The sequence below is a fragment of the Amycolatopsis sp. lyj-23 genome, assembly GCF_046549135.1.
GTDB lineage: Bacteria > Actinomycetota > Actinomycetes > Mycobacteriales > Pseudonocardiaceae > Amycolatopsis.
Genome location: NZ_JAJPWN010000009.1, coordinates 147975 through 162351, shown reverse-complemented (window position 1 = coordinate 162351; position 14377 = coordinate 147975). Strand labels below are relative to the sequence as shown.

At 73.3% G+C, this 14377-nt stretch carries 11 protein-coding genes; 5 read left to right on the top strand and 6 right to left on the bottom strand.

Features of this window, described 5'->3' with window-relative positions:
• The first annotated feature begins 25 nt into the window (after window positions 1-25).
• Both ACLJPY_RS23375 and ACLJPY_RS23370 read left to right on the top strand, forming a co-directional pair.
• A complete protein-coding gene (locus ACLJPY_RS23375; RefSeq protein WP_410591849.1) occupies window positions 26-280 on the top strand; it encodes a hypothetical protein in 255 nt (84 codons plus the stop codon).
• A 53-nt stretch (window positions 281-333) separates the two neighbouring features.
• On the top strand, window positions 334-912 hold the full coding sequence (locus ACLJPY_RS23370) for a hypothetical protein (RefSeq protein ID WP_410591464.1): 579 nt from the start codon (window positions 334-336) through the stop codon (window positions 910-912).
• Between the two features lie 63 nt (window positions 913-975).
• Here the strand turns inward: ACLJPY_RS23370 and ACLJPY_RS23365 are convergent, their stop codons facing one another.
• From ACLJPY_RS23365 to ACLJPY_RS23345, 5 genes are all read right to left on the bottom strand, one after another.
• The gene (locus ACLJPY_RS23365; protein ID WP_410591462.1) at window positions 976-3030 is read right to left on the bottom strand and encodes a glycoside hydrolase family 3 C-terminal domain-containing protein; all 2055 of its coding nucleotides are present in this window, start codon (window positions 3028-3030) and stop codon (window positions 976-978) included.
• A 259-nt stretch (window positions 3031-3289) separates the two neighbouring features.
• Window positions 3290-4282, bottom strand: coding sequence for a hypothetical protein (locus tag ACLJPY_RS23360; RefSeq protein ID WP_410591460.1), 993 nt, complete (start codon window positions 4280-4282; stop codon window positions 3290-3292).
• Window positions 4279-7680, bottom strand: a complete 3402-nt coding sequence (locus ACLJPY_RS23355; protein WP_410591459.1) for an AAA family ATPase — start codon at window positions 7678-7680, stop codon at window positions 4279-4281. Before ACLJPY_RS23355 ends, ACLJPY_RS23360 begins: the two co-directional genes overlap by 4 nt.
• A gap of 1 nt (window position 7681) precedes the next feature.
• The gene (locus ACLJPY_RS23350; protein ID WP_410591457.1) at window positions 7682-8842 is read right to left on the bottom strand and encodes an exonuclease SbcCD subunit D; all 1161 of its coding nucleotides are present in this window, start codon (window positions 8840-8842) and stop codon (window positions 7682-7684) included.
• A 36-nt stretch (window positions 8843-8878) separates the two neighbouring features.
• Window positions 8879-10630, bottom strand: coding sequence for an ATP-binding protein (locus ACLJPY_RS23345; RefSeq protein WP_410591455.1), 1752 nt, complete (start codon window positions 10628-10630; stop codon window positions 8879-8881).
• 811 nt (window positions 10631-11441) lie between these two features.
• On the opposite strand from ACLJPY_RS23345, the gene ACLJPY_RS23340 reads away from it, so the two are divergent.
• The 3 genes from ACLJPY_RS23340 to ACLJPY_RS23330 all read left to right on the top strand — a co-directional run bounded on the left by ACLJPY_RS23340 (window position 11442) and on the right by ACLJPY_RS23330 (window position 13610).
• Window positions 11442-12125 (top strand): HU family DNA-binding protein, encoded by a 684-nt coding sequence (locus ACLJPY_RS23340; RefSeq protein ID WP_410591454.1) that lies wholly within the window; start codon window positions 11442-11444, stop codon window positions 12123-12125.
• A 627-nt stretch (window positions 12126-12752) separates the two neighbouring features.
• Window positions 12753-12938, top strand: coding sequence for a hypothetical protein (locus ACLJPY_RS23335; RefSeq protein WP_410591452.1), 186 nt, complete (start codon window positions 12753-12755; stop codon window positions 12936-12938).
• A 258-nt stretch (window positions 12939-13196) separates the two neighbouring features.
• Window positions 13197-13610: a histone-like nucleoid-structuring protein Lsr2 gene (locus ACLJPY_RS23330; protein WP_410591450.1), complete on the top strand. Its 414-nt coding sequence runs from the start codon at window positions 13197-13199 to the stop codon at window positions 13608-13610.
• A gap of 158 nt (window positions 13611-13768) precedes the next feature.
• Here ACLJPY_RS23330 and ACLJPY_RS23325 read toward each other — a convergent pair whose 3' ends face one another.
• Entirely contained in the window at window positions 13769-14368 is a 600-nt protein-coding gene (locus ACLJPY_RS23325) for a TetR/AcrR family transcriptional regulator (protein WP_410591449.1), read from the bottom strand.
• Window positions 14369-14377: the final 9 nt, after the last annotated feature.

Sequence of the window (14377 nt, the reverse complement as noted above, 5' to 3'; positions counted from 1 at the left end):
GCACCACACGAGGGGGATGACCACCATGCACACCGAACTCAACCGCCGGGCCCTGGCGATGCTGCGGGCCGTCGGGGCCGGGCGGGCCGAACTCACCTGCAGCTGCGAACCCGACCTGCGGGTCGACGGCCTGCCCTGCTGCGACCAGGCGACGGCGCACCAGCTGGCGCGGGCCGGCCTGATCCGAGCCGCCCGGGCCGGGGTCGTCGGGCAGTGGACGCGGGCCGAGCTCACCGACGAGGGCCTCCGGGCGCTGGGCGGTACCCTCGCCGCCGCGTGACGCAACCGGACGGCCCGCTCGCGCGTGTAGCGGGCAAACGCGAGGGGGAACCCGTGAAGATCGCTGCCGCCCTGTTCGGCGCCTGCCTGCTGCTGACCGCCTGCGAGGACACTCCGGAGAAGCCCCCCGAGTCGCACTACCCGAGCCCGGTCGAGTCCATCCCGCGTTCCCCGGCCGCCGATCCGGCCGCCGTGCGCTGGATGGACGGCTTCTGCGCCGCGGTCCGCGGCTACCAGGAGCGGACCAACCGCGAAGCCGCACCGACGCGGCCGACGCCCAGCAGCGTCGCCGAGGTGCAGCGGGCCATCAGCGAGGAACTGGGCGGCCTCGCGGACCGCACGGGCGAGACGATCCGCAAGCTGACCGCGCTGCCGGCCGCGCCCGTGCCGCTCGGCGAAACCGTGCGCAGGGCCTTCATCACGAAGTTCACCACGGCCCGCGACCGCGCCGCCGGGGCGAAAACCGCGCTCGACCGCGCGAAGCCGGGCAACGAGGCGTCCCAGGGGCCGGCCTTCCAAGCCCTGGACCAGGCGCAGCTGGACCTCGACGGCACCTACGACCCGGTCGGCGCCGTGACGGCGTCCCCGGAGCTGATGCTCGCCGCCGCCGGCGCGCCCGGCTGCAAGTCCTGAACGCTCAGCGCCGCCCGCTACGCGAGGGCCGCCGGAAAACCCCCAGCTGCAGCGCACGAGCGCTCAGCGCCGCACCAACGCCGCCTGCAGTGGCAACGACCGTGACGAGCCGCCCACGAACACCGTGAACCCGCCGCGCACCGGCTGCCACGCGTGGGCCGTCGTGCTCCACACGGAGAAGTCGCGCGCGTCCAGCCGGATCGTCACCCGCTGGGCCTGGCCCGGCGCCAGCGAGACCCGCTCGAAGCCCTTCAACTGCCGCGGCGGCTCTCCGGCAGCCGCCGGGAAACCCAGGTACAGCTGCGCGACCTCGGCGCCCGCCCGGTGGCCGGTGTTGCGCACCGTGAACGTCGCCGTGGCGCCGTCGCCGGTGTTGCGGACCGACAAACCCGTGTAGGCGAACGTCGTGTACGACAGGCCGTGACCGAACGGGAACAGCGGGGTGCGGTCCTGCGCGTCGAACCACCGGTAGCCGACCTGCAGGCCCTCCGAATACGTCGCGACGCCGTCGACGCCGGGGAACTGCGCCGGGGTGTTCGCCGGGGTGTCGGCCTCCGCCGCCGGGAAGGTGATCGGCAGCTTCGCCGACGGGTTGACGTCGCCGAAGAGCACGGCCGCCACCGCCGCGCCGTCCTGCTGGCCCGGGTACCACGCCTGGAGGATCGACGGCACGCGCGAAGCCCACGGCATGAGCACCGGGCCCCCGCTCTTCACCACGACGACGGTGTGCGGGTTGGCCGCGGCGACGGCGGTGACCAGGGCGTCCTGGTTGCCCTCCAGGGCCAGGCCCGGGCGGTCCTTGCCCTCGGTCTCGTTGTCCCCGACCATCACCACGGCGACGTCGGCGGTCCGGGCCAGCGCCGCCGCGCGGGCGACGTCGCTGCCGTCGTCCAAGGTCACCGCGGCGCCCGGGACGCGCTGCTGCAGGCCCGGCAACGGGTCCACTGTGGACGTCGGGATGACGGCCGAGCTGCCGCCGCCGCCGGTCTTGGCCTTGGTCGCGAACGGCCCGACGAGCGCGATCGAGCGCACCCGCGGGTCGAGCGGGAGCTGCGCGTGCTCGTTGCGCAGCAGCACCATGCCGCGTTCGGCGAACTCCTGCGCGGCGGCGTCGTGCCGGGCCGTCGGCAGGGGGGTGAGCGCCGGCGGGTGGTCGAACTGCCCGAAGGCGAACATCGTGCGGAACCGCGGCCGCAGCAGTTCGTCCACCCGCTGCTCGGTCACCTGCCCGGCCAGCACGGCCTGCTTGAGCTTCTCGCCGTACCAGGTGCCGTCGATCATCTCGAGGTTCATGCCCGCCTCCGCCGAGCCGACGGTGCTGTGCGCGGCGCCCCAGTCCGACTGGACGAACCCGGTGAACCCCCAGCCGGCACGCAGCTTGCCCTGCAGCAGCGCGCGGTTCTCGCACGTGAAGACGCCGTTGATCTTCGGGTAGGCGCACATCACCGAGCCCGCGCGGCCTTCGGTGACCGCCTGCTCGAAGTGCGGCAGGTAGATCTCGTTGAGCGTGCGCTCGTCGATGTGCTCGTCGATGCTCTGGCGCCGGGTCTCCTGGTTGTTGGCCGCGAAGTGCTTGACCTCGGCGATGGTGCCGTTCTCCTGGATGCCGCGGATGTCCGCGGCACCCAGGGCGCCGACGAGGAACGGGTCCTCTCCCATGCCCTCGAACGTCCGGCCGTTGCGCGGGACGCGGGCGATGTTGATGTCCGGCCCCTCGGACACGTTGTGCGCCAGCGCGCGGGTCTCGCTGCCGATCAGCCGGCCGTACCGGCGGGCGAGCCCGGTGTCGAACGTCGACGCCAGCGCCATGGTGGCCGGCAGCGCGGTCGCCGGCTTCTGCGGCTTGTCGTCGGCGGGCCCCATGCCGGCCGGGCCGTTGGCGATCCGGAACCCCGGCACGCCCAGCCGCGGGATCGGCGGCACGAACCGCTGGTGCTCGGCGTCGGGCTGCAGGTGCAGCTGGGAGATCTTTTCGTCGAGGGTCATCGCCGCGATCAGTTCGGCGGCCCGGCGGTCGGGTGACTGCCGGGCGTCGCGCCAGGGCTGCGCGGCCGCGGCCGCCGGCGTCGCCGTCGACAACCCCAGTACCAGGACGAGAACGAGCGGGCCGGTGCGCATCGATGCCTCCCACGGCAGGCGGGACCAACGGCGGCCAAGCTAACGCATTCCTGACAGGGAAACATAGACTCGATTTGCGTTCACGTACCTGAACGAGAATTGGACTCGACCATTTCCGCCGCTCAAGCCCGGCGGGCGCACCGGCGAACCGGGCCGGACCCGGGTGGAGAAAGCCCCTGATCGGCCTAACGGCGGGAGCGGCCGCCGTCCGGCTGACCCTCCACAAAGGACACCTCGCGCGCCGCCGGAGGGCCCGGGGTCAGCGGGCCGCGGCCAGCCGCAGCGCCCGGTACACGAACTGCTGGTCGCCGAGCCGGTGCCGCAGGTCGCGCTCCAGGCCCGCGATCGGGTAGAGGTTCTGCGGCGCCCGCGAGTCCTTGTACGCGACGGAGGCGAACCGCCCCAGCACCGACTGGGTGACGTTCGCCAGCTCGGCGACCTGTTCGCGGCCGAGGTGCGGCGCCGCCTCCACGCGCACGACCCCCGACCACGGCGGCCCGCCCGCCGACGGCAGCCGCAGGTACCACGAGTGCCGGACCCACGTCGTGCCCATCAGGAACACCGGCGTGCGCTGGTGCGGGCCGAGCCGGCCGACGAGCGCGTTGAGCTCGCCGGGCAGGTACGTCGTCTGGTGGCTCTTGATGAACCCGACGGCCCGGTCCAGGTGCGCGCGGCCGCGCAGCGGGCCGTCCACGACCAGCAGGTCTTCGCCGACGTGCCCGGCGATCGCGGTGCGCGCCCGGATCGCCGTCTCCAGCTCGGTTTCGGCCAGCTGCTCCTGCAGCGCCGAGGACAGCACCACCGGCAGCGGCTTGTCCTCCTTCGGCGCCGCCCGGTGCGCCGTGTAAACGCCGGCCGGGGTCGCGATGTCGTCCGCCTGCGGAGCGACGGTGAACAACCCGCGCCGGACGTCGGTGCCGACGACGTGCGCCCGGCCCGCGCAGCAGCACACGACCCCCGCCGCGTAGGAGGCGCAGAGGCCGATGGACGCCGAGTTCGTGCCCGCCGGGTCGTCGATCCAGACGCGGGCGTCGATCCGGCGGACGCCGTCGACGAAGAGCACCGCTTCCGGCGGGGACACCGGCGACGGGTCGATCGGCGCCCACTCGGCCTCGGGGACCTCGACGTCGAGTTCCACCTCGGCCTGCGAGCGCCCGAGGTCCTCGGCCTCCAGCGAGCTGCCGTAGCCCGGGTCCCAGGCGTCGATGCTGAAGTTCATCCCGGCGGCCGCGTCGAGTTGTGGAACGGTCATGCGCCCTCCCTGGCGATGTGCGAGCCGGTGCCGTCCCGGGTGACCAGGAACCGCACCGGGACGCGCTCGGCGAGCGCCGGCACGTGCGTGATCACCCCGACCATCCGGGAGCCGGACGCGGCGAGGTTCTCCAAAGTGGACGCCACGACGTCGAGGGTGGCCTCGTCGAGCGTCCCGAAGCCCTCGTCGAGGAAGATCGACTCCAGCCGGGTCGCCCCTTCGGCCGCCATGGCCCCCAGCTGCGAAGACAGCGCGAGGGCCAGGGCGAGGGACGCCTGGAACGTCTCGCCGCCCGACAGCGTCTTCACCGGACGGCGGGCGTCGGCCTCGTTGTGGTCCACCACCAGGAAGTCGCCCTTGTCGTGGGTCAGCTCGAACTGGCCGCCGGACAGTTCCAGCAGCGACGCCGAGGCCTCCGCGACCAGCGTGTCGAGGGCCCCGGCGATCAGCCAGCGCGGGAACTTGTCCGAGCGCAGCAGGTCCGCGAGCAGCCGCGCGACCTGCGCGTCGGACTCCGCGGCCGCGATGTCTTCGTGCAGCCCCGCGACCCGGGCCACGCGCCGCTTCATGTCGGTGTGGTCGGCTTCGGCGCGCGCCCGGGCGGCCGCGACGGCGACCGGGACCCGGTCGCGCACCGGCCCGTCCCCCGCGGCGACCCCCAGCGCGGCCACGTCGTCGGCAACCGCGCGTCCGGCCGCCTGCAACGCTTCCGCCGCTTCGCGCTCGGCCGTCTCCGCGATCGCCAGCCGCTCGCGGTGGTCCTTCGCCTGGCCGGCAGCCCAGTCCGTGAGGGTGGTCCAGGCGTCGAGAAGGCCTTCTCCGTCGATCGGCGGAGCGCCGAGACCGACCAGCGGGTCGCGCGCACGGGACAGCTTCTGCCGCTCAGCTTCGACCTGGGCGCCGATGCCCGCCTGGGCTTCCGCGGCTTGCTTCGCGGCCGCGCGGGCCGTCCTGAGCCCGGCGTCCGCGGTTTTGGCGGCCTGCTCGAGTTCCGCGACGCGGGCGAGCTGCTCGGTGACCACCTCGGCGGAAGGCGCGCCGTCGAGGATGGCCGTCAGTTCCGCCTGCCGTTGCCGGGCGGCCGCCAGTCCGGTGCTCGCCGCCTGCTCGGCCAGCCCCGTGTCGACCGCCCGGGTGCGCCGCTGCTCGGCGTCCCGCTCGGCGGTCCGGAAATCCTCCGCCGCCACGACAGCTTCCTTGCCGGCGGCTTCGGCGGCCGCTTCGCAGGCGGCCAGCACGGTTCGCCGTTCGGCGAGCGCGGAAGCCGCCCACGAGGTGAGGCGCTGCCACCCCGCCGGGACGTCGTCGCCGCCGAGCGCGGGCGCCCCCAGCTCCACCAGGGGATCGCGGGCCGCCCGCAAGGCCTCGCGGGCCGCCGCGAACGACTTCGCCACCACCTCGGCCTCTTGCCGGGCCTTCGTGCGTTCGGCGCGAGCCGCGGCCAGTTCCGCGTCGGCGGCGCGCGCGGCTTCGGCGACCCGGGTGCGACCGTCGATCGTCGCGGAGAGCCACTCACCCCGTTCGCGGACGGCGGCGACGAGATCCGCGTAGTCCTGCTCGGAGAAGGCCGCCTCGACGGGCCGCAGCAGGGCTGCCGACTCCGGCGGGCCGTCGACCTCGGCGAGCACCGCGCGGAGTTCTTCCGCCTGCGCGGCCGCCGACGCGCGGGCGTCGGCGTCGCGGTCCACGGTCCGTTCCAGCTTGCGCACGCCCGATTCGGCCGACGCACGGCCGCGCTCGGCGTGTTCGAGGCGTTCGCGGGCCTCGGCGAGGTGGGCGTGGCCGCCGGCGTCCGGCAGGGCCGTGACTTCCTGCTCGCACACCGGGCACGGGTGCCCGACGGCGAGCCCGGCCCGCAGCACCAGCGCCTGCCCGGCCCGCTCGGCTTCGGCCAACGCGGTCTTCGCCGCGGCGAGTTCGGCGTCGGCGACGGCGAGGGCCGCGCGCGCCGTTTCCAGGTCCGCCCGGCGAGCGACCTGCTCCGGCGCGGCCTTCCGTTGCGCCTCGCACAACGCATACAGCGTGCGGGCATCCGAGCGGGCCGCGGCCAGCGGAGCGACATCCGGCTGGGCGGCCAGCGCCGCCCGTGCCCCGGCGTCGGCGGCCTCCGCGGCCTGCAGACGCTCGTCGGCGGCCGCCGTGCGCTTCGCCACCCGCGCCGATTCCGCCGACAGGTTCCCGAGATCCCCCGGCGGCCGCAGGCCGGCGAGCCGGTCCCGGTCCTGCCGGGCGCGAGCGGCTTCGGCGGCGGTGTCCTCCGCCGCCCGGGCGGTCCGGTCCCGGTTCTCCCTGGCCGCGTCGAGGACGGACACCGCTTCGCTCGCGGCCGTGGCGGCGACTTCCTTCGCCTGCTTCGCCGCTTCCGCCGCTTCACCGAGCCGCGGGAGAGCCTGCTCGAGATCGGCGAGTTCGGTGTGCGCGACGCGGATCCGTTCCAGCTCGCCGCGCGCGGGCGCCGCGGCGAGGGCGGCCCGGGCGGCTTCGTCCGCGGTTTCCGCCGTCTCCAACGCGGTGCGGGCCGCCGCGACGGCCTCGGCCGCCTCGCGACGCCGGGTTTCGAGGTCTTCGACACCGTCCGGGCGTTCTACAGCGTCGAGGACTTTCAGCTCCGCCGTGAGCGTGGCGACGCGTTGACGCGCTTCTTCGTGCGCGCGGGTGGCGTCGTTCAACCCGGGCAGGGCCGCGTTCACCCGCGCGTCCAGTTCCGCCAGCGCGGTCATCCGCGCGGCGAGCTCCGCGACGGCTTCCTCGGTGGCGTCGGCGTAGCTGCCGAGCTGTTCGGCCAGGACGGCGGCACGCTGCTTCTGCTGCTCCGCCGTCACGCCGGCCCGGCGGCCGATCCGCTCGTAGACCTCCAGGCCCAGCAGCTTGATGAGGATCTTCTGCCGGTCGGCGGCCTTGGCGTGCAGGAACTCGGCGAAGTCGCCCTGGGGCAGGGCCACGCAGGTGCAGAAGTGCTTGAACGTCAACCCGAGCAGGCGTTCGACCGCCGGGGTGACCTCGGAGTCCGCGGCGACCGGGTCGGCGTCGTCCTCCGGGCCGCCGGGCGCGGTCGGGTCGATCAGCCGTTCCAGGCGCACGTTCTTGACGCTGACCGTGGGTTTCTTGCCGCCGCTGCGGCGGACTTCGCGCACCACGTGGTAGCGCGCGCCGCCGGCGTCGAAGACCAGGCGGACGGTCGCGCGGTTCACCGTCGGCGCGAGCGCGGGCGCGACGAGACCTTCGTGGTCCCACCGGGCGACCGAGCCGTACAGCGCAAACGTGAGGGCGTCGATGACCGTGCTCTTGCCCGCGCCGGTCGGCCCGACGAGCGCGAAGTAGTCCGTGTCTTCGAAGCTCACTTCGGTCTTCTCGCGGAAGGACGCGAAGCCGGTCATCTCCAGCAGCACTGGCCGCATGTCACACCCCGCTCGTCTCTTCGTCGTGCAGCCGCGCGAAGAGCGCCTGCACGCGCTTGTCCTCGACCGTGCGTTCCGCGCAGTAGCTCGCGAACAGCTCCCCCGGCGAACGGTCCGCGACCGCGCGGTCGCCGTTCGACGTCGTCACCGGCGCGGCGAACTCCGGGTCGATGCGGATTTCCAGGGCGTTCGGCAGGGCTTCCTGGATCTCCTCGCGCAGCCCGGCCCTGGTCGCTTCGCGGAGGTAGACGCGGAGGTAGTCCTCGCCGAACTCCCCCGCGCGGGCGATCAGTTCCGCCACCGTGCCGTGGACCGTCCGCAGCTTCCGCCCGGCGGTGAGCGGGATGTCGGTGATCTTCGCCGGCGTCGCCGGGCTCACTTCCACCGCCAGCACGACGCTGGTGTTGTCCTGCTCGCCGAAGTCGACGGCGAACGGCGAACCGCTGTAGTGCACCGGGCACGCGGCGGGCAGCGACTGGCGCCGGTGCAGGTGGCCCAGCGCCACGTAGTGCGGGTCGGCGCCGAACGCCGTGGCGGGCACGTGGTACTCGAAGATGGACTGCGCGGCGCGCTCCCCGCCGCCCATCGTGCCGCCGGTCACCGTCAGGTGCGCCATGACGAGGTTCACCGCGCCGGGCGTGAACCCGGTCTTGAGGTGCTCGAGGATGTCGCGCACCCGCTGGTCGTACTCGCCGACGTTGTCGGCCGGGGTCCCGGCGAGCAGCTCCGCGGCGCGGACCGCGTAGCGCTGGGAAAGGAAGGGCAGCACGGCGACGTTGACCCGCTCGCCCGTCGAACGCGCGTCGAACGAGTACACCCCGCCGTCGTGCACCGGGCGCGGGTCGCCGGTGAGCTGGATGCCCGCGGCCTTGAGCAGCGGCCGGTAGGCCTCGAAGGTCGCGGCGTGGTCGTGGTTCCCGGCGATGGCGACGACCTCGGCCCCGGTTTCGCGCAGCGCCATCAGCGCCCGCACCACGAGTTCCTGCGCGGCCGCCGACGGCGCCGACGTCTCGTAGAGGTCGCCCGCGACGAGGATCGCGTCGAACGGCTCGTCCCGCGCGATCCGGACGATCTCGCCGAGCACCGCCCGCTGCTCGTCGAGGCGGTTGCGGCCCTTGAGCGTCTTGCCGATGTGCCAGTCGGAGGTGTGCAGGAACTTCACACGGCTTCCTTCCGTTCGGGTAGCGGGCGGTCAGGCTCAGAACGGCGGCGGGTCGTCGCCGAAGGGGTCGCTGCCGCGCGAAGGGAGGCCCGCGAAGGGATCGGACTTCTTCGACGTGGACGACACCGTGGTGGTCGTCGGGATCCGCCCGGCCTCGGAAAGCCGCGTGGCCCAGGCGGGGAACGGGAAGCCGACGGCGATCGGCACCGGGATCTCCGGCTGGCTCACGAACATCGTGCCGGGTGTGGCGAGCGTGGCGCGGACCCGCTGGCTGGCCGGGAGGAAGCCGTACTCGGGCCGCGAAGCCTCGGCGGCGTCGAGGCGGCCGACGATGCGGACCGAGCTGTTGCTGACGATCCGGCGTTCGACCTCGCTGGCGGTCTGCTGCGCGCCGATCAGGATGACGCCGAGGGAGCGGCCGCGCTCGGCGATGTCCAGCAGCACCTCCTTGATGGGGCTGCTGCCTTCCCGCGGCGCGTACTTGTTGAGCTCGTCCAGCATGGTGAACAGCAGCCCGCCCGGGCCGGCCGCTTCCTTGCGCGCGGTCTCCGCGGCGAGCGTCACGCCGACGACGAACCGCTGCGCGCGCTCGACGAGGTTGTGGATGTCCACCACGGTCACCTGCTGGTTCTCCGTGGACAGCGAGCGCGCCGGGTGGTCGGCGAGGTCGCCGCGGATGAGGCCGGACAGCGCCCGCTGGCTCGAGCGCAGGCGGCGGATGAAGGCGTTCACCGTGCCCGCGCCGGTGACCGCACCCGCCCAGCTCGCGCGGGTTTCCTCGTCGGTGACGCGCTCGCAGATGACGTCGACGAGCTCGGCGTAGGTGCGGCACAGGACGCCGTCGACGTTCGCGGCGCCGTCCTTGCCCGCCGGCGTGCTGTCCAGCCGCAGGCGGTTCGCGACCTGGTGGATGACCATCGTGTACTGGTTGCGCTCGTCCTCGGCGTCGGCGAAGACGTAGGGCAGCAGGTCACGGGCGCAGAACTCCGCGATGGTCCACCAGAACGCGCCGACGCCGGAGGTCCGCCCGGTGACGTAAGGCTTCCCCGTGGTGTCCGACGGCGTCGGCGGCGCGTAGAAGCCGACGGAGGCGAAGGGCTCGGCGGGCAGGCCCAGCTTGAGGTACTCGCCGGTGAGCTTTTCGTCGAGGTGGACGTTCGGGGTGTCGAGGAACAGCAGGTCCTCGCCCTTGACGGAGAAGACGAGGGCCTTGGCGTTGTGGGCGTTGGGCAGGGCGCCGCCGCGGAAGATCGAGTGCAGCAGGAACAACGCGAACGACGTCTTGGTGGCCACGCCGGAGACGCCGCTGATGCTGACGTGCGCGCCGCGGGTGCCGTCGAGGAAGTCCATGTTGAGGTAGACGGGTTCGCCGTCCCGGCCCAGCCCGACCGCCACCTGGCGGGTCATGTTGTCGAAGTACAGCGCCTGCGCGCGATCCTCCCCCACGGCCCGCTCGACCCGGCTGCCCGGCCGGGGCGGCACGTAGCACTCGGGCTCGACGCGGGTGGTGGCGATCTCGGCGATCTCCTGCACCTGGGCGGGCAGGACCCCGTCGGAGATCAGGAAGACGTCGCTGCCAAAGCTGGCGCCCTCGTGCCGCGCGCTCACCTGCGTCACGACGCCGTAGGAGGTGACCTGCCCCAGGCCCGGGAGTTCCCGCCGGGTCACGACCACGTCGTCGAGCTGCAGGTAGGCATCGGGATCGATGGCCACGCAGAACTGCAGCGGCGTCGAGTCCTCGGTGCCTGCCACCCGGCCGACCACGGTGGTGAGCGTCTCCTGGTCCACGGTTCTCCCTGTCTCACCCGGCGCTTTCCCCCGCCGCAGACTAGCCCGCCGGGACGACGGTCCCGCGCCCAACACGGCGTTGCCGCGGCCGGCGTCACCGCAGGCCACGACTGCGCCGAACGAGTGAGCTCACCCTTCGGGGATGATCTTTTGCCGCCGCAGGGCCTTTTCCGTGGCACGCCGGAGAGATCGTCCGCGACGGCTCCGGAGTCACCGCACCGTCGACCAGGCTTCCCGCCGCGCCGCCGGTCAAGGCCGCGATGGCCCCGGGCGGACCGCCGGCCGTGGTCGCGTCCCCTTGGTCCCACGGCGAAGTGGTGCGGCAGGCCCCACGATCGACGCCACCGCGTTCCGCCCGGTCGGGGTTGCGGCGAAGGAGACCTGCGCGCCCGGCCGTCCCGGGGACCGCCGCCGAGCCCGCCGCGACACCCCGCCGCCCCTGCCGCGGGACGCGCCGGGCGGCCCGCGTTCCCCCGGCCGCAGCGCGGGATCGGGCCCCGGGTGGCCTCGGCCACCCGCCGGGACCCCCGCTTCGGCGTGTCGCGCGAAAAGTTCTCCGAACGGGCCTCGGGTCCTATATGGACGACCACTGTGGACGGCTCTGCGACCCCATTTTGCCTGATCAGAGGCGTGGCGGGAGTGCGGTCCGCGTTCCGGTCGGCGTCCGGAGGGGGCCGCCGGAGGGCCGGAACCCGCCCCCGCACAAGGAAATATTTCGACCCCCGGTTGGATTTTGTGCGGTATTGGTAATACCGTGTGCAGTGTCGGCCGAGATGGGCCGTGACTAGTAGTTCCACTATGGAGGACTGGAATGACGAACAAGGCCCAGCTGATCGAGGCGCTGTCGGAGCGTCTGGGCGACAAGAAGGTGGCTTCGCAGGCCGTTGACGGTCTGGTCGACATCATCATCCGGACGGTCAACAAGGGCGAAAAGGTCAACATCACCGGCTTCGGGGTGTTCGAGAAGCGCGCCCGCGCCGCTCGCACCGCCCGCAACCCGCGCACCGGTGAGGCCGTCCGCGTCAAGAAGACCAACGTGCCCGCCTTCCGCGCCGGCACCACCTTCAAGGACGTCATCTCCGGCACCAAGAAGCTCCCGAAGGCGACCCCGGTCAAGCGCGCCACCACCGCGGCGACGACGAGCACCCGGTCCACCGCCACCAAGACGGCCGCGGCGGCGTCGTCGGCTCCGGCCAAGGCCACCACCTCGCGCACCACGCGCACGGCCGCGGCCAAGCCGGCCACCACGCGTTCGACCACCACGCGGACCCGCACGGCGGCCGCGAAGCCGGCCGCGAAGGCCACCGCCACCAAGGCGGCCCCGAAGACCACGGCGGCGAAGACCACCGCGGCCAAGGCCACCACGGCGAAGGCGACCACCTCGCGGGCCAAGACCGCCGCCGCCAAGCCGGCCGCGACCAAGACCGCTGCCGCCAAGAAGCCGGCCGCCGCCAAGGCCCCGGCCAAGCGCACCTCCGCCGCCAAGAAGAAGTAACACCGGCGACGATCGGAAGGGCCCCGCACCTGCCTGGTGCGGGGCCCTTCCGGCGTCTGGGGCCCCGAGCCGGTCCGGGCGGCGCCGCGCAGACCGGGCTGAGATCGCCGCTCCCGGCTCCCCGGCCGGTAAGGACCTTCCCCGGACCCCGACCGGCTCCGAAGCCCGCTCCGGGCACCTGAACGCCCTCCCCCGGCCCGCGCCGCCTTCTCGGGACGGGGAAGAGCCTCGCTCGACATCGGAAGTGCTCGCGCCCGCTCCGGCACCCGCCGTACGCGCCGACGCTCGACGCCACCGCCCGCCCGCTGCCATCGGCAAGCCCGCGCCCCCACCTCCGCCGCACACCACATCGGCAAACCCCGCGCCCGCACCGCCGCCGTAACCGACATCGGCGAGAGAACGCTCCGCCGCCCTTTCCCGCGTCGATTCCCCGCCTCGGCCCGCCCGCGGAACCGGTCCCGGTCACCGGCTCACCCGATCACCTCGCCGGACGTCGAAGAATTCACCGCCGCCACTCGTTGGGGTGACACCCGGGCGGCCTTTCCACGCCGGGCGCCGACGGTTGCGTTCGCGGCTTCGCGGGTAGCCGTGGCGGTACGGAACGCAATCCGACCGCAGGGAGTGGCGATGACGGCGAACGAAAACAACCCCGAACCGGACCTCGCGCACAGCAGGCAGCTCATCAAAGAGGCGAAAGAAGCCGCCGAGGAGGCCAAGCTGGCCGATCCCGCCGAAGGCGCCGCCGACGAGGCGCTCGCCACGGATCCGCCCTACCACCACGGCGAGCAGGGCTCCACGCCGTCCGGGACGTAGATTCCCGGCGGCATTCACGCCGGTATTGCCGCCCCGGGCCGCGGCCGCCGGGCGAAAGCCGCGACCGGCCGCGACCCGCCGCCGCGGCGGCGGCCCAGTCCTATCAGGACCACCCCGGGCCGCCGCCGTTCCGCGTTTCCGACAGGAAATTGCCGTACGTCTCCCCGGGTGGATACACTCCACCGAAGAACGCCGACCATTGTGCAACTTGTCACACGTCGCGTTCCCCGGACGCACATCCAGCTGAGGAGCATTCACGTGGCCCAGAAAGTCCTCGTCGAGATCCTGGACGACATCGACGGCAGCACCGCCGCCCAGACCGTTCAGTTCGGCCTCGACGGCGTCACCTACGAAATCGACCTTTCGGACGAGAACGCCACCGCCCTGCGCGACGAACTGGCCCGCTACATCGCGGCCGGCCGGCGCATCGGCGGCCGGAAGGTCCGGGTCGCGACCGGCCAGTCGACCACGACCAGCACCACCGACCGCGAGCGCAACCAGCAGATCCGCGCCTGGGCCAACGCGAACGGCTACGAGGTCTCCGAGCGGGGACGCCTGTCCTCCGAGGTGATCGCCGCCTACGAGCAGGCCCAGGCCGAAGAGGCCGAGACGCCCGCCGCGCCGCCGCGCAAGCGCGCTCCGCGCAAGAAGGTCGCGGCCGCCAAGAAGTAACGCGGTGGCCGTCGGATCGCTGGGGGAGAGATCACGGCAACGCCCGCGGCGAAGGAAGCGAACCTTCGCCGCGGGCATTCCGCGCCGGGCGTGGGAGGCATCACACCGCCGCCGTTGTCAGGAATTGTCAGCGCATTCATCGCCGCGTTTCCCGGAACTCACCCGCGCAGTGCCGGACCGACCCAGCGGCGGACCAGGGCGCGCAGCTCGTCGTCGCTGAGCGGCGGTGTCGACGGGTACTGCAGGAACGACAGGAACAGCCGCATCAGGACTTCGGCGAGGCCCCGGAGGTCTTCGTCTGTCGCGACACCGGCGGCGGCCCAGTCGACCGGCAGGTTGCGGAGGATCCGCGCCCCGTACGAGAACGCCGGCGGCGAGATGACCCCGTCGGTGAAGAAGTCCGCTTCGCCCGCCTGCAGCAGCAGGCCCATGTGGGGTTCGCCCGGGAGCGTCCGGACGGCGAACACCACCGATTCCACCGCCGCTTCGGCGGCCGTGCCGAACGCGGCCAGGTGCCGCTCCATCCGGCCGGCGAACTCTTCGACACCCGCCAGCGCGACCGCGCGCAGGATGTCCTTCAGGCCCGGGAAGTACCGGTAGACGGTCTGCCGGGTGACGCCCGCCTCCGCGGCGACGTCGGAGAGGCTCGTCTTGGCCAGGCCGGCCCGGTCCAGGCACACCGTCGCCGCTTCGACGATCCGGCGGCGTGCCTCGTCTTCGGTGCCGGGCGGGTTGCCCTGCCATCCGTGGTGCCCCATGCCGCCCAT